We start from the raw sequence: 18,124 nt of genomic DNA, 5'->3' as shown, positions 1-18,124 counted from the left end.
GCTCCCGGAGGAGGATTCGAACCCCCATAAGCTGGACCAAAACCAGCTGTCCTGCCCTTAGACGATCCGGGACGGATGCCGTGCACGGGTGCGCGCCGAGCGGCCGTCGGCGGGCAACGCAGGCCTAAGCGTACGGGGTGCGCCGCCCTGCATCCACCTTCCTCGGCGGTCCGCCGGTGCGACACGTCTTCCCTTCGCGGGCGGCTCTACCTACGATGCCGTAAGTTACGCAGACGTAGGTCCGTTCCCTCACCCGAGGACGCCCGATGACCATGCAGGCCGGCACAGCACCCACCGTGGCGCCCGAGCGCCCCGCCCACGAGGTCTCGGCGACCCGGGGCGGCGAGAGACAGGGTCCGGCCGAGCGGATCGCCCTGGCGCTGTTCATCGGCGTCCCCTTCCTGGCCCTGCTGGCCGCCGTCCCGGTCGCCTGGGGCTGGGGGATCGGCTGGACGGACCTGGCGATCGCGGCGGTGATGTACTTCGTCACCTGCCACGGCATCACGGTCGGCTACCACCGCTACTTCACGCACGGCTCCTTCAAGGCCAACCGGGCGCTGCGGATCGCGCTGGCGGTGGCCGGCAGCCTGGCCGTCGAGGGGCCGCTGGTGCGCTGGGTCGCCGACCACCGCAAGCACCACCGGTTCAGCGACAAGGAGGGCGACCCGCACTCCCCGTGGCGCTACGGCGAGAGCCTGCCCGCGCTGATGAAGGGCCTGTGGTGGGCCCACATGGGCTGGCTGTTCGACGAGGAGCAGACCCCGCAGCAGAAGTACGCGCCCGACCTGGTGGCCGATCCGGCCATACGGCGCATCTCCCGGCTGTTCTGGCTCTGGACGGCCCTGTCGGTGCTGATCCCGCCGCTGGCCGGCGGCCTGATCACGCTCTCCTGGCAGGGCGCGCTGACCGCCTTCTTCTGGGGCTCGCTCGTCCGGATCGCCCTGCTGCACCACGTCACCTGGTCGATCAACTCGATCTGCCACGCGATCGGCGCGCGGCCCTTCCGGTCCCGCGACCGGTCCGGCAACGTGTGGTGGCTGGCCGTGCTCTCCTGCGGCGAGTCCTGGCACAACCTGCACCACGCCGACCCCACCAGCGCCCGGCACGGCGTGCTCCGCGGCCAGATCGACTCCTCGGCCCGGGTGATCCGCTGGTGCGAACGGCTCGGCTGGGCGAGCGACGTCCGCTGGCCGCAGGCCGAACGGATCGACGCCCGCCGCGCCGGATGACCCGCCCGCTGCAGCATGATGTAGGGGTGAACGGGAGCAACGCAGACACCGCGGACGGCCAGCAGCACGCCCAGGGCGGGGACGGCGGCGCACCGGCCGCGCGGACCCGCTCCGGCGCCCCGGCCCGCGGCGGGCGCGGCGGCGGCCGGGTCCGGATGACCGGCAAGCAGCGCCGCGAACAGCTCCTGGAGATCGGCCGCTCGGTCTTCGCCGAGCGCGGCTACGACGGCACCTCGGTCGAGGAGATCGCCGAACGCGCCGGGGTCTCCAAGCCGGTGGTGTACGAGCACTTCGGCGGCAAGGAGGGCCTGTACGCGGTGGTGGTCGACCGGGAGATGCAGCTGCTCCTGGACATGGTCACCGGCGCACTGACCGGCGGGCACTCCCGGGAGCTGCTGGAGCAGGCGGCCTTCGCCCTGATGGACTACATCGACACCTCCACGGACGGGTTCAAGATTCTCGTCCGGGACTCCCCGGTGGCCCAGTCGACCGGCACCTTCGCCTCGCTGATCAGCGACATCGCCACCCAGGTCGAGGACATCCTCGGTCTGGAGTTCAAGTCGCGCGGCTTCGACGCCCGGCTCGCGCCGATGTATTCGCAGATGCTGGTGGGGATGGTCGCCCTGACCGGGCAGTGGTGGCTGGAGGTGCGCAAGCCCCAGAAGGCCGAGGTCGCCGCCCATCTGGTGAACCTGGCGTGGCACGGCCTGGAGGGCCTGGAACGGCACCCCCGGCTGGTGGGCGAACGGCAGGCCTGACGGCTCCGAGGTGGTCGCGTGGCGGTGTTCTTGCTGGCAGTGGGCGCCGCCTGCTGCCTGGGCCTCGGCTTCGTGCTCCAGCAGCACGCGGCGCAGCGGGCCCCGCGCAGCGACCTGCTGCGCTGGCGCCTCCTGCTCGACCTGATGCGGATGCCGGACTGGCTGCTCGGCATCGGCTTCATGGTCGCCGGCCTGATCCTGAGTGCCGTGGCCCTCAGCCAGGGCGAGGTGGCGCTGGTCGAACCGCTGCTGGCCACCAACCTGGTCTTCGCGATGCTGCTGGCCCGGTGGCTGACCGGCACCCGGCTCGGCCGGTCCGGCTGGTGCGGGGTGGCGCTGATCGCCCTGGGGGTGACGGCGTTCATCGCGGCCGGCCGCCCCGAGGGCGGCGGGGCCGCCGCCGGGCCGCTGCGCTTCTGGCTGGTGGTGGGCATCGTGGCGGGCCTGGCCCTGCTGCTGGTCGCCCTCGCCCGGCGGATGCCGCTCTTCGAGGAGGCGACCCTGCTCGCGCTCGCGGCGGGCCTGCTCTACGGACTGCAGGACGCGCTGACCCGGATGACCTCGGAGCGGCTGGACTCGGGCGGTCTGGGCGCGGTGGTGCGCAGCTGGCAGCCGTACACGGTGGTGGTGATCGGGGTCGTCGGGCTGCTGCTGGTGCAGTCGGCGTTCGAGGCCGCGCCGCTGCGGATGTCGCTGCCCGCGCTCACCGCCGCCCAGCCGCTGGCCGGGATCGCCTGCGCGGTGGGCTTCCTGGGGGACCGGCTGCGGGTCACCCCGGGCGCCCTGGCCTGGCAGGTGGTCGGGCTGCTGGCCGTGGTGACCGGGGTGGTCGTGCTGGGCCGGCACCCGGCGATGCCGGGCCACCACCATCTGCACCGCTGATCCGCCCCGGGTGCCCGGCGGCCGCGGGACGGAATGCGCCCGTCCCGCCGCGCGGCACCGTGGCGGTTCAGCGCCGCCGGGCGACGGCGAAGATCCGCCGGAACGGGAAGACCGTGCCGCCCTCCCCCGCCGGGTACGCCTCGCGCAGCAGCGCGCCGTACTCGCCGAGGAAGGCGGCCCGGTCCGCCGGGTCGGCCAGCCGGGCGAGCACGGGCCGCAGGGCGGTGCCCTTGACCCACTCCAGGACGGGGTCGGGGCCGCCCAGCAGGGTGAGGTAGGTGGTCTCCCAGACATCGGCGGTGCAGTCGGCGGCGAGCAGGGTCCGCAGGTAGTCGGCCGGGTCGTGCACGCCCGCCCGGACGGCGTCGGTGCCCAGGGCCTGCCGCCAGCGGGGGCTGCGGCGCAGGTCGGCGAGGAGGGTATGGCTGGGGGCGTCGAAGTTGCCGGGCACCTGGAAGGCGAGCACGCCGCCGGGCCGCAGGGCCGCGGCCCAGCGGGTCAGCAGGTCCAGGTGGCCGGGCGGGCGGCCGGCTCCGGCGGTGTTCAGCCACTGGAGGGTGGCGTTGGAGACGATGGCGTCGGGGCGCGCCGGGGCCGGGTCCCAGCTGCGGGCATCGGCCAGTTCGTACCCGGCGGTGGGCTCGCCGGTCGTCCGGGCGGTGGCGAGCATCGGGGCGGAGTCGTCGACGCCGGTGAGCCGGGCGTCGGGCCAGCGGGCGCGGAGCGCGGCGGTGGAGTTGCCCGGCCCGCAGCCGATGTCCAGGACGGTGGGGGCGGCGGGCAGGCCGGGGACGCGGGCGAGGAGCTCGTGCAGCGGACGGGTGCGCTCGTCGGCGTAGCGCAGGTACTGGTCCGGGTCCCAGGGGGCGGCGGTCATGGCGTCCTCCCAAAAGTATCTCGACATCAAGATATCCAGTCGAGAGACTGCGCTTGAAAATTCTCGATGTCAAGAGACTTCACATCGACACAACCCCCGATACACTGATCGACATGGAGGACGAGGTCGACCGGCTGGTCGCAGCATGGCGCCGTGAGCGCCCCGACCTCGACGTGGAACCGCTCGAGGTGCTCAGCCGGGTCAGCCGGCTCGCCCGGCACCTCGACCGCGCCCGGCGCACCGCGTTCGCCGAGCACGGCCTGGAGCCCTGGGAGTTCGACGTCCTCACCGCCCTGCGCCGGGCCGGCTCGCCCTACCAGCTCTCCCCCGGTCAGCTGCTCACCCAGACCCTGGTCACATCCGGCACCATGACCAACCGGATCGACCGGCTCACCGGCAAGGGCCTGGTGCGGCGCCTGCCCGACCCGGACGACCGGCGCGGCGTCCTCGTCCGGCTCACCGACGAGGGGCGCGACAAGGCCGACCAAGCCCTGGCCGGCCTGCTCGCCCACGAGCGCGAACTGCTCGCCCAGCTGACCGGCGGCCAGCAGAACGAACTCGCCGCCCTGCTGCGGCAGCTCGTCGCCCCCTTCGACCGGGCGGGCTGACCTCCGACGGCACGCCCGATGGCGCCACCCGGCCGACACCGACGGGTGTCCGGTCACCCGGCGTGCTGCGATGGGAACCGACCGTGAACGACCGGTCGCCCGCGCCTCCGGAGGAGACCCCGTTGCACCGCCTTCACCGCCTCGCCGGCGCCCTCGGCGCGGCAGCCACCGCCCTCGCCCTGCTCGCGGCCGCACCGGCCGCCGCCGCAGCCGCACCACTCGTCGACCCGCACATCGCCGTCCACTTCGACCTCGGCGCCGGCCAGACGCCGGAGAACATCGCCCTGGAGCCCGACGGAGCCGCGGACGTCACCTTCGTCGGCGCCCACCAGATCGCCCGGGTCGGCACCGACGGCCGGATCCGCGTCCTCGCCACCCTGCCGACCCCGCCGGTGGACAGCACCCCGCTGGTCGGCGTCCCCGCGCCCACCGGCATCGTCCGTACCCACGACGGCACCCTGTTCTTCGGCTACGCCACCGGCACCGCCGACCTGACCGGCATCTGGCGACTCTCCCCGGCCGCGCCCCGGAGCGGATCGTCGCGCTGCCCCCGGACGGGTTCCCCAACGGCCTCGCCCTGGACGAGCACAGCGGGCAGCTCTACGCCGCCGACTCCGTCCGCGGTGTGGTGTGGCGCGCCCCGCTGCACGGCGGCACCGCCACCGTCTGGGCCGACGGACCCGAGCTCCGGCCGGCCGGACGGTTCGGCGCGAACGGCATCAAGGTGCAGCACGACGCGGTCTGGGTGAGCAACACCGACCGTGGCACCCTGCTGCGCATCCCGATCGGCGGCGGCGACCGCGGCCACGACCAGGACGCCGCCGGGCCGATCGTGATCCGGGCCACCGGTCTGGCCGGGATCGACGACTTCGCCTTCCCGGGCAGCGACGACACCGTCCTCGCCGCCCTCGACGGCCCCGGCCAGGTCGCCCGGATCACCCCCGACGGCACGCACACCGTCGTGCTCGACCGGCAGGACGGGCTCTCCGACCCGACCGCCGTCGCGTTCGCCGGCAGCCTGGCGTACGTCACCAGCGCGGCGTACACCACGATGACCGACCCCAACCTGCTGCTCGCCCGGCTGCTGCGGTAGCGGTCGCCGCCGGACCAGCGTTCAGAACCCGTCCGGGTAGGGCGCGCTGAGCGCCGGGACGGGTTCGGGCTCCGGGGTCCGGTACCCGGGCAGCAGCTCCGCGAGCCGGCGCCGCACCTCGTCGTCCGCGTTGCCGGCCGCCGCCGCGTACAGGGCGGTCAGCCCGCCCGCGAGGTCCTCCGGTCCGGCGTCCTCGCCGGCGAGGGTGGCGAAGATCCGCCCGTGCACGGTGGGCAGCCGCTCCTCGCCCTCGGAGAACAGCGCCTCGTTCAGCTTCTCCCCCGCCCGCAGGCCGGTGTAGCGGATCTCCACGTCCTCCGCCCCGAGCTGCACCTGGCGGGCGAAGTTGTGGACGAGGTCGACGATCCGCACCGGATCGCCCATGTCGAGCACGAAGACCTCGCCGCCCTCCGCCATCCGGCCGGCTTCCAGCACCAGGCCGACCGCCTCCTCGATGGTCATGAAGAACCGCGTCACGTCGGGGTGGGTGACCGTCACCGGGCCGCCGCTCCGCAGCTGTTCGGCCAGCACGGACAGCAGTGACCCGCGCGAGCCGAGCACGTTGCCGAACCGCACCGCGGAGAACACGCCGGTGCCCAGGTTGCGGGCGTCCCGGGCGTTCGCCCGGACGATCAGCTCGGCCAGCCGCTTGGAGGCGCCCAGGACGGAGGTCGGATCGGCCGCCTTGTCGGTGGAGATCAGCACGAAGCGCTCGACCCCCGTCGCCAGCGCCGCCTCCACCAGGTTGTCGGTGCCCAGGACGTTGGACTTCACGGCCTCGCTCGGGTGCCGCTCCAGCAGCGGCAGGTGCTTGTGCGCCGCCGCGTGGAAGACCACCTCCGGCTTGAGGTCCCGGAAGATCTGCTGGATCCGCGGCCGGTCCCGGACGTCGGCGATCACCAGCGAGTCGTCGGTGAGCAGCGCCTCGCCCCAGATCTCCAGCTGGAGCCGGTGCAGGTTCGACTCGTCGTGGTCCAGCATGTACAGCGCGGACGGCCCGAACGCCTGGACCTGACGGCACAGTTCGCTGCCGATCGAGCCGCCGGCGCCGGTCACCAGCACCCGCCGCCCCTCGATCACCGCCCGGACGTCCGGCGAGACCACGTGCACCTCGTGACGCCCGATCAGCTTGTTGACGTCCAGGCTCCGCATGTCGGAGCCGACCACCTCGCGCCGCAGCGCCGACAGGAAGGACGGCAGGTAGCGGACGGCCGCGCCCACCCCGGCCGCGGCCGTGGCCAACGCCCGGACCTGCTGGTGCGGCAGCCCGGGGATGGCCAGCGCCACCACCTGGACGCGGTGCGCCACGGCGGTCGTGGTGAGCGCGGCGAGGGTGCCGAGCACCGGCACGCCGTCCACGGAGCGGTTGGCCTTGGCCGGGTCGTCGTCCAGGACGCCGACCGGGGCGAGCCCGAACTCGGGCGTCCGCAGCAGGTCCCGGACGAGCGCCGACCCGGCGGCGCCGGCCCCGATCACCAGGGTGCGCAGGCCTGTGTCGCCCGCGCCCTGCTTCGGCATCGGTACGAGGGGGAATTGGGGCGTGCGGCGGTGCTGTTCGGCGACATCTGTCCTCCGGTCTCGCTGACCTGACGGAGTCGGTACCTGGGTGTGGCGCCGGGACGCTCCCCGGGCCCGGCGGGGCGAGGAGGAGTGGTCACCCGGCGCCCGGGCCTGCAGTCGAGGCGACGGGCGGGGCTGGCATTGCCGTGGCGGGCGGCAGAACAGGGTCCGGCGGAGGGTCCGAGGGCGTGAGGCCGGCCCGGCGGGCCACCGCGACGGCGGCGAGGGTGGAGTGCACGCCCAACTTGCCGAGGACGTTCTGCATGTGGGTGCGCACGGTGTGCGGGGAGAGGTACAGCCGTTCGGCGACCGCCTGCCGGCCGAGGCCGGCGACCATGCAGCGCAGCACCTCCTCCTCCCGCGGGGTGAGGGTGGCGACCAGCCGCTCGCTCTCCGTCCGGTCGCGGCGGGCACTGGTCAGTTCCCTGACCACGCCGGTGAGCAGGGCCGGCGGCAGGTGTGTCTCGTCGCGCAGGACGCCGCGGATGACCGTCATCAGCCGGGCCAGCGAGCTCTCCCGGGCCACCCAGCCGGCCGCACCGGCCTGGAGGGCGCGGACGGCACGGCGCGGGTCGTCGCCGGTGGCCAGCACCACGGCACGCAGGGCGGGGTGGCTGCGGCAGACCCGGGCAGTCAGGGCGATGCCGTCGGCCGACGGCGCGGGCCCCGGCCGCAGCGCCGCCTCGTGGCGCTGCTGCGGCAGGACGGCTGTCGGGGGCTGGGCGCGGGCCTGCCCCGGGACGGATCCGGACGGCGGGCGGACGGGCCCGCGGCGACGGAGTTCCGGGCCGGTGGCGGCGGCCGCGGGACCGAGTTCGGCGTCGATCAGGACGACGTCGTACGGGCGGCCGTCGGCGGCGGCACGGTCGAGCGCGCGCTCGGCGGCGACCGCGCTGCCCGCCGCCCCGACCTCGACCTCGGGCTCGGCGGCGAGCGCCGCGGCCAGTGCCTCGGCGAAGATGCGGTGGTCGTCGACCACCAGGACGCGAATACGCCCCATCGTCCGTCCCCCTGCTCCGGCCCGGCCCCCACCGGCACCGGACTCAGCGTAGAGGCTGGCCGCCGGACCGGTGGGGGATTGGTGAAGTTTCTTCATCCCGTGCCGGTTTGGCCTTCGCCTGACGTGCACGAATGCCGGACCGGCCGGGCCGGGGAGCGGAGGGGGCGCGGGTGGGGCGCCGTCAGGGGAGCCGGCGGGCACCGGCCGCGGGGGTGGCCGCGAAGGTGCGCGGAGCGGCGTAGCCGGCGGCGGTGAAGGCCGCGGTGACGGCCTCGGCGACGGTGTCCAGCGCCTCGGCGTCGACCAGGGCGATCACCGACCCGCCGAAGCCGCCGCCGGTCATCCGGGCACCGAGGGCGCCGGCCGCCACCGCGGCCTCGACCGCGAGGTCCGTCTCCGGGCAGGACACCCGGTAGTCGTCGCGGAGCGAGGCGTGGCCGGCGGTGAGGATCGGGCCGAGCCCGGCCAGGTCCCCGGCGTCCAGCAGCGCCACCGCCTGCTCGACGCGGGCGTCCTCGGTGACCACGTGCCGGACGAGCGGCCGCAGTTCGTCGGGCAGCTCGGCCAGGGCGGTGTCCAGGGCGGCCGGGGCGAGGTCCCGCAGCGCCGCCAGCCCGAGCAGCGCGGCGGCGCGCTCGCAGCCCGCGCGCAGCTCCGCGTAGGCGCCGTCGGCGAGGTCGTGCTTGACCCGGGTGTCGACGACCAGCAGCCGGAGCCCGGCCCCGGCGAGGTCGAGCGGGACCTGGCGCTGGGCGAGGTCGCGGGTGTCGAGGAAGAGCGCGTTGCCCTCGGCACAGCAGACCGAGGCCATCTGGTCCATGATCCCGCAGGGCACGCCGACGAACTCGTTCTCGGCGCGCTGGGCGAGCCGGGCCAGCGCCGGGCCGTCCAGGCCCAGGCCGTGCAGGTCGTTGTAGGCCGCGGCGACGACGCACTCGATGGCCGCCGAGGAGGACAGGCCGGCGCCGGTCGGCACGTCGCTGTCGATGTGCACGTCGGCGCCGCCGACGTCGTACCCGGCCGCGCGCAGCGTCCAGACCACCGCGGCCGGGTACTTGGCCCAGCCGTCCACACTGCCGGGGGCGAGATCGGCGACCGCCAGCTCGACGGCGCCGCCCTCGGCCTGCTCGCTCACCAGCCGCAGCACGCCGTCCGTCCGGAGCCGGACGGTGGCGCGGGCGGCGTGCGGCAGGGCGACGGGCAGCACGAAGCCGTCGTTGTAGTCGGTGTGTTCGCCGATCAGGTTGACCCGGCCGGGCGCCGCCCAGATGCCTTCGGGGGCGGCGCCGTCGCGGACGGACTGGGAACCGGTCATCAGGCTCGCTTCTCCAGGGTGAAGGCCCAGGCGTCAGCGACGATGTCGTCGAGCTCGGGGCGGCGGGGACGCCAGCCGAGCGCCTCGTGGGCGCGGGCGGCGGAGGCGACCAGGACGGCCGGGTCGCCGGGGCGGCGGTCGGCGGTGACCACCGGGATCTCACGGCCCGTCACGCGCTTGACGGACTCGATCACCTCACGGACGGAGAACCCGTTGCCGTTGCCGAGGTTGCAGATCAGGTGCTCGCCGGCCTCGGCGGCGTCGAGCGCGAGCAGGTGCGCCTCGGCGAGGTCGGCGACGTGGATGTAGTCGCGGATGCAGGTGCCGTCCGGGGTCGGGTAGTCGTCGCCGTAGACGGAGATGTGCGGGCGCTGGCCGAGCGCGGCCTGGAAGACCAGCGGGATCAGGTGCGACTCGGGGTCGTGGCGCTCGCCGTACGCGCCGTACGCGCCGGCCACGTTGAAGTAGCGCAGCGAGACGGCGGCCAGGCCGTGCGCGACCGCCTCACCGGTGATCAGGTGGTCGACGGCCAGCTTGGTGGCGCCGTAGGTGTTGGTCGGCGCCGTCCGGGCGGTCTCGGCGATCGGGACGACCTCCGGCTCGCCGTACACGGCGGCGGTGGAGGAGAAGACGAGCTTGCGCACGCCGGCCTTGCGCATCGCCGAGACCAGCTCCAGCGAGCCGGCCACGTTGTTGCGCCAGTACTTCTCCGGGTCGGCGACGGACTCGCCGACCTGCGAGGCGGCGGCGAAGTGCAGGACGCCGTCGAAGGAGGCGTCGAGCACGTCGGCGGCGTCCTGGATCCGGCCGCGGACGAACTCGGCGCCGGCCGGCACGCCCTCGGCGAAACCGGTCGACAGGTCGTCGAGCACGGTGACCTGGTGGCCCGCCTCCAGGAGGTGGGCGGCGACCACACTGCCGACGTAGCCGGCGCCACCCGTGACCAGGTACTTACTCATGATGCGACCTCCCGCAGGCGCTGTGCCGCCGACTCGGGCGACACATCGTTGACGAACGCGTCCATGCCGGACTCCACTCCGGCCAGGAACTTGAGCTTGCCTACCGTACGACGGATCGTGAACAGCTCCAGGTGCAGCGCCAGCTCCTCTCCCCCGGCGGAGGAGGGTGCCTGGTGCCACGCGGAGATGTACGGCGTCGGGGCAGCCTGCTCATTGTGACCGGGTTCGATGAACAGCCGGTCGAAGCGGCGGAGCAGTTCCAGGTAGACGGCGGGGAACTCGGCGCGTTCGTCCTCGGTCAGCGCGGTCAGGTCGCCGACCCGGCGGTGCGGGTAGAGGTGCACCTCGTACGGCCAGCGGGCGGCGAACGGCACGAACGCCGTCCAGTGCTCGCCGGCCAGGACGAGGCGCCCGGGCTCGGCGCGCTCGGCGGCGAGCAGGTCCTCGAACAGGTTGCGGCCGGTGGCGGCGCGGTGCCGGCGGGCCTGCTCGATCATGCGGGCGGTGCGCGGGGTGGTGAAGGGCAGGGCGTAGATCTGCCCGTGCGGGTGGGCCAGGGTCACACCGATCTCGGCGCCGCGGTTCTCGAAGCAGTAGACCTGCTCCACCTCGGGCATGGCCGCCAGGGCCGCGGTGCGGTCCGTCCAGGCGTCGAGGACGAGGCGGGCGCCCGGCTCGTCGAGCCCGGCGAAGGAGAGGTCGTGGTCGGAGGTGAAGCAGACCACCTCGCAGCGGCCGGTGCCCGGGCCGGCCGCCGCCAGTGGGTGGGGGTGCCCGGTGACGTGGCGGGCGGCGTCGACGGCGAGCGAGGGGAAGCGGTTCTCGAACACCGCGACCTGGTACTCGGCGGCCGGGATCTCGCTGAGCCGGCCGTCGCGGGACGGGCAGAGCGGGCACTCGTCGGCCGGCGGGTGGTAGGTGCGGCCCTGCCGGTGGGCGGCGACGGTGACCCAGTCGCCGGTGGCCGGGTCGCGGCGGATCTCGGAGAGGCTCGCGGCGGGTTCCAACGGGCGCAGGTCGGTGGACTCCCGGTCCGCGGCGTCGTCCGCGTCGAAGTAGATGAGCTCGCGGCCGTCGGCGAGTTTGGTGGTGGTCCTCTTCACGGTGGTGCGCTCCGATCTCTGCTCTAATCAACATAGTCGAACACCACCGACCAGAAGTCAACAATATCGGCCACGCCAAAGCGGGCCTGTCCACTCTCGGACACCCCGGACCGGCCGGACCGGTCGACCGGCCCGCCCGGGTCAGGTCGCGCCCACCCGCGCCAGCAGGCCCGTCCGGGCCGCGACGGCCGCGGCCTCCAGCCGGGACCGGGCACCGAGCTTCACCAGGACGCGCTGCACATGCGTCCGCGCGGTGCTGGCCGCGATGCCCATCCCGGCCGCGATCGCCGCGGTGTCCTCGCCCTCGGCGATCCTCACCAGCACCTGCGCCTCGCGCCGGGTCAGCAGCCGCAGCAGCCGCACGGCGTCGTCGTCCGGGCCGACCGCCGGCCGCAGCAGCACCTCGAACGCGCCCTGCAGCACCTCGAACGCCACCGCGGCCTCCCCCGCGCGCACCCGGACGATCGCCCGCTCGACGATCTCGATCCGCTCGTCGCTGCGCACGTAGCCGGCCGCACCGGCCGCGAAGGCCGCCGCCACCCGGCCGGGCTCGCCGACCGGCCCGAGCACCACCACCGGGATCTCCGGGCGCTCCCGGCGCAGCCGGCGCAGCACCGCCGCCAGCTCGCCGTCCGGCGGCCCGCCGTCCTCGCGGCCGGCGACGCCCAGCAGGCAGACCTCGGGACGCCGGCCGACCAGCAGGGCGTCCGCGGTCGCGGCGGGGCTCCCCACCGCCAGCACCCGGTGCCCGCGCAGCTGCAGCGCGGCCGCCAGGGCCTCGGCCAGCAGCCGGTGGTCGTCGACGATCACGAGCCGAACGCCCACAGCGTCCTCCAGTCCCCGCGCGGCCGCCGAAGGGCCCGACCGCACCGGCCCGGCGATTGACGCACCATCACAGCGCATGGCGGCCCGCTCCGCCAGGCCGCGGGAGGAAACGACGAAGGCCCCCGCCTCACGGCGGGGGCCTTCGTCACTGCGGAGCCCCCATGCGGAATCGAACCGCAGACCTTCTCCTTACCATGGAGACGCTCTACCGACTGAGCTATAGGGGCCTGTTCCCCGGGCGGCTGGCCGCTCCTTCGAACGAGGAAGACATTACATGGCCTGCGGCCCGGAAGGGAAATCCTGCGGGCGGCCCCGCCGGCACCGGCCGGGAGCGCGGATCACGGCGCCGGCACGCCCCCGCCGCAGTGCGCCCGGTCGAAGCGCTCGCGCGCCGCGACGACCGAGTCGGCGTACTCCTCGACCCACTCCCCGAGCGGCGCGATCCGCTCCGCGAGGGCGTGGCCGAGCGGCAGCAGGCCGTAGACCACCCGCGGCGGGGCCTCCGGGTGGACGGTGCGCTGCACCAGGCCGTCCCGCTCCAGCGCCCGCAGCGACTGCGTCAGCATCTTGCGGCTGACCCCGCTCACCGAGCGCTGGAGCTCGGAGAAGCGCTGCTCACCGCACTTGCGCAGGCTCAGGACGAGCAGCAGGGACCACTTGTCGGCGAGCTCCGCGAACACGTCCCGACTGGGACAGAACGCGGCGAAGATGTCGAACTCCTGATCGGTCTGCTGGCTGGCCATGACTCCAGAGTAGCGTGCGGTCTCCATTCGAGGGTTGGTAACTTTTAGAAACCTGGTCTACATTGGAGACCGTAACGACGACGTCCGGACGGACGGCCCGGTGCCACCCGTCCGCCTTCTTCGAGGAGCCCGCGCATGACCACTGCCATCCGCCCCACCGTCGCGATCGCCTACCACTCCGGCTACGGCCACACCGCCGTGCTCGCCGAGGCGGTGGCGCGCGGCGCCGCCGCGGCCGGCGCCGACACCGTCCGGATCCCCGTGGACACCATCACCGACGAGCAGTGGGCGCAGCTGGACGCCTCCGACGCGATCGTCTTCGGCTCGCCGACCTACATGGGCACCGCCTCCGGCGCCTTCCACGCCTTCGCCGAGGAGACCTCCAAGCGCTGGTTCGGCCAGGACTGGAAGGACAAGCTGGCGGCCGGCTTCACCAACTCCGGCTCCAAGAGCGGCGACAAGCTGCACACCCTGCAGTTCTTCACGGTGCTCGCCGCCCAGCACGGCATGCAGTGGGTCAGCCTCGGCCTGCACCCGGGCTGGAACTCCTCCACCGCCTCCGAGAACGACCTCAACCGGCTCGGCCTGTTCCTGGGCGCCGGCGCCCAGACCCACACCGACCAGGGCCCTGAGGGCGTGCACAAGGCCGACGTCGCCACCGCCGAGCACCTCGGCGAGCGGGTCGCCCGGCAGACCGCGATCGTCCTCGCCGGCCGGGCCGCCCTCGCCGCCGCCTGACCCGCCGGGGCCGGGCCCCTCGGCACCCACCGGCACTGCGCCGAAGGGGGATTGACCGGGCCCGGCCCCGGGACGCCGAGGGACCCCCGGGGTGATGCACCGCACATCCGGCCCGGGTATCGTGGCGGCTCCCTGCCACGAAAGGGCGCACGTGAGAGACGTGTTCGAGAAGAACGGCCTGTTCGACAAGGCCTTCGCGGTCCTGGGCCTCGCCCTCAGCCTGCTGCTGCTCGACCTCGGACTCGCCCAGTACCGCAACGGCGGCTCGGTCGGCTGGGCGGTGACCGCGGTGGTGATGGTCCTGGCGTCCTGCTACGAGATCTCACGCCGCTTCCGCCCCCGGCCCTGAGCCTCCGTCAGCCGTACTGGGGCGGAGCCGCCGAAGCACCGGGCCCGGGTCGGGACCGGCCGCGGCCCGCTGCCCGGCCGGCCCCGCCGCCCGCCCCGGTAGACTGACGGCCGTCCGGTTCACCCCGGTACGGCGGGTTCCCGCCCCCTCTGCCGCGCAGCGCCGCACAGCAGCGAACGCCCCTCAGCCCGGGCACGGTGGAAGGCATGTGATCTCTTGTCGGCGCCCGACGGCAACGGCCCGCGCAGCTGGTGGGCCCGGGCCGCCCGGCCCGCTCCCGCCGCGGTGCCGGCCACCGTCGCCGCCCGGGCCGCCGCCGGAACGGCCCTCCCGCTCGTCCTCGGCCTCGCCCTCGGCCGGATCGACCTCGGCGTCTTCGCGGCCCTCGGCGCCGTGCACGCCACCCTGGTCGACCGGGTCGAACCGGCCCGGCTGCGCGTCCCGCGGATGGCCGCCGCGCTCCTCGCGTCGGCGCTCGGCATGCTGGTCGGCGCCGCCCTCCAGCACGGCCGCGTCCCGCTCCCGGCCGCCGCGGCCGCGCTCACCGCGGTCGCCCTGGTCTCCGGCGCGCTCAGCGCCACCGGCCCGCGGGGCTCGGCCGCCGGCATGCTGCTGCTGGTCTCCGCCGCGCTCGGCGGCGGCATGGCCGCCCCGCACCCCTGGTGGGCGGCGGCGGCCATGATGCCGGCCGGCGCCGCCACCGTCGTGCTGCTCGGACTGCCCGCCCGCCGCCGCCCGCACACCGACCCGAGGGCGGTGGCGCTGGCCGCGGCGTACGACGCGCTCGGCGGGCTGCTCGCCGCGCTCGGCACCCCGGCCGGACCGGACGCCCGCCGGCTGCTGACCGCCCGGATCGACCGGGTCCAGGACCTGCTCCCCACGCCCCGGCCCGGGCAGCCGGAACCGGCCCGGCTGCGCGACTGGCGGCGCGGCAGCCTCGCGGTGCTCGCCGTCACCGAGACCGCCGGCGCACTGCTCTGGGCCCGGCGGCCGGTACCGCCGCAGGTCGCCGCCGTGCCCGGCCTGATCGCACGGGCGCTGACCGGCGACGGGCCGCCACCGGACCACCCCGTCTGGCAGCCCGACACCCCCGCGCTCCGGGCGCTCGACGCCGCGCTGCGGACCGCCGTCGACCTCGCCGCCGGCCGCGACGCCGTGCCCGCCACCGCCCCGGCGCCCCCGCCGCCCGACCCGTGGCGGCTGCGCGGCCGGCTGCTGTCCGCCGGATCGCTCCGGTACGGCCTGCGGGTGGCGCTGTGCATCGCGGCCGCCGGGGCCGCCACCGCACGGCTCCCGCTGGAACGCGCCTACTGGGTGCCGATGACCGTCGCCTTCGTCCTCAAGCCGGACCTCGGGTCGGTGTTCGTCCGCGCGGTCAGCCGGATCGCCGGCACCCTGCTCGGCGTGCTGGCCGCGGCGGGGCTGCTCGCCGTGGTGCACGCACCGTGGGCGCTCGCCCTGGCGGCGGCGGCCTGCGTGGCCCTGCTGCCGTACGCCGCGGCCGCCCACTACGGGCTGAACACCCTCGTGATGACACCGCTCGCGCTCGCCCTGATCCAGCTCGGCGGGCGCAGCGGCGCGGCCGAGGCCGGGCCCCGCGTGCTGGACACCCTGCTGGCCGGCGGCATCGTGCTCGTGCTCGGCTACCTGCTGTGGCCCGAGCGCGCCCCGCACCGGATCGAACCGCGGCTGGCCGCGGGCGCCGAGGCCCTGCGCGCCTACCTGGCGGCCGTCCTCGCGCCGCGGCCCGTACCGGTCGCCGAGGTGTGGCTGCGCCGCGTCGCGTACCGGGCGCTCGCCGACGTCCGCCGCGAGGTGCAGCAGGGGCTCGCCGAACCACCGCCCGCCGGCCGGCACGCCGCGCAGTGGCTGCCCGCGACCGCCGCCCTGGAACGGCTCAGCGGCGCGGTCGCCGCCTACTCCGCCCAGTTGCGCTACGGCGGGCGGCGGCCCGAACCCGCCGAGGCCGCCCGGGTGTTCGCCGCCCTGGACCGGCTCGCCGAGGCGGCCGCGGCGCACCGTCCGCCGACCGGCGCGGTGCCGGGGCCGACCGGCCCGCACGACCCGGCGCGCAGCGCGCTCGTCCGGGCGGCCGACGAGCTCGACCTGCTGCTGCGCTGAGCCGCGCCGGCCGGGGCGTCAGACCTGCTCGGCCAGCTCCAGCCAGGCCATCTCCAGCTCCTCCTTCTCCTCGCGGACCTTGCGCAGCTGCGCGTCCAGCTCCGCGACCTTGGAGAAGTTCGCGGCGTGCTCGGCCAGCTGGGCGTGGAGCCTGGACTCCTGCCCGTCCAGCTTGGCGATCTGCCGCTCCAGCTTCTGCATCTCCTTCTTGGCGGCCCGCACGTCTCCGGCCGACTTCGCCGACCCCGACTCGACGGGGATCTGCGCCGCGACGGCCGGCACGGCCTGCTCGGCCATCCGGGCCCGCCGCTCCAGGTACTCGTCGACGCCGTTCGGCAGCATCCGCAGCTTCCGGTCGCCGAGCAGGGCGTAGACGGTGTCGGTGGTGCGCTCGATGAAGAACCGGTCGTGGCTGATCACGACCATCGACCCGGGCCAGCCGTCGAGGACGTCCTCCAACTGGTTCAGCGTCTCGATGTCCAGGTCGTTGGTCGGCTCGTCGAGGAACAGCACGTTCGGCTCGTCCATCAGCAGCCGCAGCAGCTGCAGCCGACGGCGCTCACCACCGGACAGGTCGCCGACCGGCGTCCACTGCTTGTCCTTGCCGAAGCCGAACTGCTCGCACAGCTGGCCCGCGCTCATCTCCCGGCCCTTGCCGAGGTCGACGCGGCCGCGGACCTGCTCGACCGCCTGCAGCACCCGGGTCGCCGGGTCCAGCTCGGCGACCTCCTGGGAGAGGTAGGCCAGCCGGACGGTCTTGCCGACCTTGATCACACCGCCGGCCGGCTGCACGTCCCCGTCGGTCGCGTACGCGGCCTGCATGGCCCGCAGCAGCGAGGTCTTGCCCGCGCCGTTGACGCCCAGCAGGCCGATCCGGTCACCCGGGCCGAGCTGCCAGGTCAGGTGGTCCAGCAGGTGCTTGGGGCCGGCCTTGACCGACACGTCCTCCAGCTCGAAGACCGTCCGGCCCAGCCGCGCGTTGGCGAACTTCATCAGCTCGGACTTGTCCCGCGGCTCCGGCACGTCCGCGATCAGCGCGTTGGCGGCCTCGATCCGGTAGCGCGGCTTGGAGGTGCGGGCGGGCGCGCCGCGGCGCAGCCAGGCCAGCTCCTTGCGGGCCAGGTTCTGCCGCTTCTGCTCCTCGGTGGCCTCGATCCGGCCGCGCTCGGCGCGGGCGAAGACGTAGTCGGAGTAGCCGCCCTCGTACTCGCGGACCTCGCCGCGCTGCACGTCCCACATCCGGGTGCAGACCTGGTCCAGGAACCACCGGTCGTGGGTGACGCAGACCAGCGCCGAGCGGCGGTTCTGGAGGTGCCGGGCGAGCCAGGCGATGCCCTCGACGTCGAGGTGGTTGGTGGGCTCGTCCAGCACGATCAGGTCGGGCTCGCCGAGCAGCAGCTGGGCCAGGGCGATCCGGCGGCGCTCACCACCGGACAGCGGGCCGATCACGGTGTCCAGGCCGTCCGCGAAACCCGGCAGGTCCAGGCCGCCGAACAGGCCCTCGATGATGTCGCGGATCCGGGCGTCGCCGAGCCACTCGTGGTCCGCGCGGTCGGCGATCACCTCGTGCCGGATGGTGGCCTTCGGGTCGAGGGAGTCGTGCTGGGTGAGCACGGCCATCTGCAGCCCGCCGGAGTGGGTGATCCGCCCGCTGTCCGGCTCCTCCAGCTTGGCGAGCATCCGGACCAGCGTGGTCTTGCCGTCGCCGTTGCGCCCGACGACACCGATCCGGTCCCCCTCGCTGACGCCCAGGCTGACACCGTCCATCAGGGCACGGGTGCCGTACACCTTGGTGACGGACTCGATGGTGGCGAGGTTGACGGCCACTGCAGCTGCGCTCCTGGGAGGGGGTCGAGAGAGATCTCCGACCACCCAGCCTAGTGGGCCGCGACCGGTGCCGGTCCGGCGCCGGGGCGCGGTACCGTGCGACTGTCGGAGGAGCGACAGGACGAGCGGAGGTGTGC

At 74.8% G+C, this 18,124-nt stretch carries 18 protein-coding genes and 2 tRNA genes; 9 read left to right on the top strand and 11 right to left on the bottom strand.

The window, feature by feature from the left end; translation table 11 throughout:
- Position 1: 1 nt before the first annotated feature.
- A tRNA-Gln gene (locus ABEB13_RS24130) sits at positions 2-72 on the bottom strand.
- 200 nt (positions 73-272) lie between these two features.
- On the opposite strand from ABEB13_RS24130, the gene ABEB13_RS24125 reads away from it, so the two are divergent.
- From ABEB13_RS24125 to ABEB13_RS24115, 3 genes are read left to right on the top strand one after another with little or no spacing between them, the layout of a single operon-like run.
- Positions 273-1,229, top strand: a complete 957-nt coding sequence (locus ABEB13_RS24125) for an acyl-CoA desaturase (RefSeq protein ID WP_345709801.1) — start codon at positions 273-275, stop codon at positions 1,227-1,229.
- Positions 1,230-1,255: 26 nt separating this feature from the next.
- A complete protein-coding gene (locus ABEB13_RS24120; RefSeq protein ID WP_157818743.1) occupies positions 1,256-1,987 on the top strand; it encodes a TetR family transcriptional regulator in 732 nt (243 codons plus the stop codon).
- 18 nt (positions 1,988-2,005) lie between these two features.
- Entirely contained in the window at positions 2,006-2,869 is an 864-nt protein-coding gene (locus ABEB13_RS24115) for a DMT family transporter (RefSeq protein ID WP_345707158.1), read from the top strand.
- A gap of 67 nt (positions 2,870-2,936) precedes the next feature.
- Here ABEB13_RS24115 and ABEB13_RS24110 read toward each other — a convergent pair whose 3' ends face one another.
- Positions 2,937-3,746, bottom strand: a complete 810-nt coding sequence (locus tag ABEB13_RS24110) for a methyltransferase domain-containing protein (protein ID WP_345707157.1) — start codon at positions 3,744-3,746, stop codon at positions 2,937-2,939.
- 113 nt (positions 3,747-3,859) lie between these two features.
- Here ABEB13_RS24110 and ABEB13_RS24105 point away from each other — a divergent pair, with 113 nt between their 5' ends.
- The 3 genes from ABEB13_RS24105 (at position 3,860) to ABEB13_RS24095 (ending at position 5,447) form a co-directional block, all read left to right on the top strand.
- The gene (locus ABEB13_RS24105) at positions 3,860-4,354 is read left to right on the top strand and encodes a MarR family winged helix-turn-helix transcriptional regulator (RefSeq protein WP_100888807.1); all 495 of its coding nucleotides are present in this window, start codon (positions 3,860-3,862) and stop codon (positions 4,352-4,354) included.
- 122 nt (positions 4,355-4,476) lie between these two features.
- Positions 4,477-5,103: a hypothetical protein gene (locus tag ABEB13_RS24100; RefSeq protein ID WP_345707156.1), complete on the top strand. Its 627-nt coding sequence runs from the start codon at positions 4,477-4,479 to the stop codon at positions 5,101-5,103.
- A complete protein-coding gene (locus ABEB13_RS24095; protein WP_345707155.1) occupies positions 5,100-5,447 on the top strand; it encodes a hypothetical protein in 348 nt (115 codons plus the stop codon). The genes ABEB13_RS24100 and ABEB13_RS24095 overlap by 4 nt, the downstream gene beginning before the upstream one ends.
- Positions 5,448-5,468: 21 nt before the next feature.
- On the opposite strand, the gene ABEB13_RS24090 is transcribed toward ABEB13_RS24095, so the two are convergent.
- The 8 genes from ABEB13_RS24090 to ABEB13_RS24055 all read right to left on the bottom strand — a co-directional run bounded on the left by ABEB13_RS24090 (position 5,469) and on the right by ABEB13_RS24055 (position 12,952).
- Positions 5,469-6,965 carry a polysaccharide biosynthesis protein gene (locus tag ABEB13_RS24090; RefSeq protein ID WP_345707154.1) on the bottom strand — a complete coding sequence of 499 codons (1,497 nt, stop codon included), beginning with the start codon at positions 6,963-6,965 and terminating at the stop codon, positions 5,469-5,471.
- A 136-nt stretch (positions 6,966-7,101) separates the two neighbouring features.
- Positions 7,102-8,007 (bottom strand): LuxR C-terminal-related transcriptional regulator, encoded by a 906-nt coding sequence (locus ABEB13_RS24085; protein WP_345707153.1) that lies wholly within the window; start codon positions 8,005-8,007, stop codon positions 7,102-7,104.
- 181 nt (positions 8,008-8,188) lie between these two features.
- Positions 8,189-9,322, bottom strand: coding sequence for a galactokinase (gene galK / locus ABEB13_RS24080; protein ID WP_345707152.1), 1,134 nt, complete (start codon positions 9,320-9,322; stop codon positions 8,189-8,191).
- Positions 9,322-10,281 carry a UDP-glucose 4-epimerase GalE gene (gene galE, locus ABEB13_RS24075; protein ID WP_345707151.1) on the bottom strand — a complete coding sequence of 320 codons (960 nt, stop codon included), beginning with the start codon at positions 10,279-10,281 and terminating at the stop codon, positions 9,322-9,324. The genes galK and galE overlap by 1 nt, the downstream gene beginning before the upstream one ends.
- The gene (gene galT / locus ABEB13_RS24070; protein ID WP_345707150.1) at positions 10,278-11,384 is read right to left on the bottom strand and encodes a galactose-1-phosphate uridylyltransferase; all 1,107 of its coding nucleotides are present in this window, start codon (positions 11,382-11,384) and stop codon (positions 10,278-10,280) included. The genes galE and galT overlap by 4 nt, the downstream gene beginning before the upstream one ends.
- A gap of 141 nt (positions 11,385-11,525) precedes the next feature.
- Entirely contained in the window at positions 11,526-12,209 is a 684-nt protein-coding gene (locus ABEB13_RS24065; protein ID WP_345707149.1) for a LuxR C-terminal-related transcriptional regulator, read from the bottom strand.
- A 154-nt stretch (positions 12,210-12,363) separates the two neighbouring features.
- Positions 12,364-12,436: transfer RNA gene (locus tag ABEB13_RS24060), tRNA-Thr, on the bottom strand.
- A 111-nt stretch (positions 12,437-12,547) separates the two neighbouring features.
- Complete coding sequence (locus tag ABEB13_RS24055; protein WP_345707148.1) at positions 12,548-12,952, bottom strand: winged helix-turn-helix transcriptional regulator; 405 nt, start codon at positions 12,950-12,952, stop codon at positions 12,548-12,550.
- A gap of 135 nt (positions 12,953-13,087) precedes the next feature.
- Between ABEB13_RS24055 and ABEB13_RS24050 the strand changes: the two genes are divergently transcribed.
- The 3 genes from ABEB13_RS24050 to ABEB13_RS24040 all read left to right on the top strand — a co-directional run bounded on the left by ABEB13_RS24050 (position 13,088) and on the right by ABEB13_RS24040 (position 16,160).
- The gene (locus ABEB13_RS24050; protein WP_345707147.1) at positions 13,088-13,690 is read left to right on the top strand and encodes a flavodoxin family protein; all 603 of its coding nucleotides are present in this window, start codon (positions 13,088-13,090) and stop codon (positions 13,688-13,690) included.
- Between the two features lie 151 nt (positions 13,691-13,841).
- Complete coding sequence (locus ABEB13_RS24045; protein WP_157818744.1) at positions 13,842-14,039, top strand: hypothetical protein; 198 nt, start codon at positions 13,842-13,844, stop codon at positions 14,037-14,039.
- Positions 14,040-14,255: 216 nt separating this feature from the next.
- On the top strand, positions 14,256-16,160 hold the full coding sequence (locus ABEB13_RS24040) for an FUSC family protein (protein WP_345707146.1): 1,905 nt from the start codon (positions 14,256-14,258) through the stop codon (positions 16,158-16,160).
- A gap of 18 nt (positions 16,161-16,178) precedes the next feature.
- On the opposite strand, the gene ABEB13_RS24035 is transcribed toward ABEB13_RS24040, so the two are convergent.
- Positions 16,179-17,987: an ABC-F family ATP-binding cassette domain-containing protein gene (locus ABEB13_RS24035; protein WP_345707145.1), complete on the bottom strand. Its 1,809-nt coding sequence runs from the start codon at positions 17,985-17,987 to the stop codon at positions 16,179-16,181.
- Positions 17,988-18,124 lie beyond the last annotated feature (137 nt).

It is taken from the genome of Kitasatospora paranensis (assembly GCF_039544005.1).
GTDB lineage: Bacteria > Actinomycetota > Actinomycetes > Streptomycetales > Streptomycetaceae > Kitasatospora > Kitasatospora paranensis.
The sequence above is the reverse complement of the archived record's forward strand: the minus strand, read 5'-3'. Positions and strand labels throughout refer to the sequence as shown.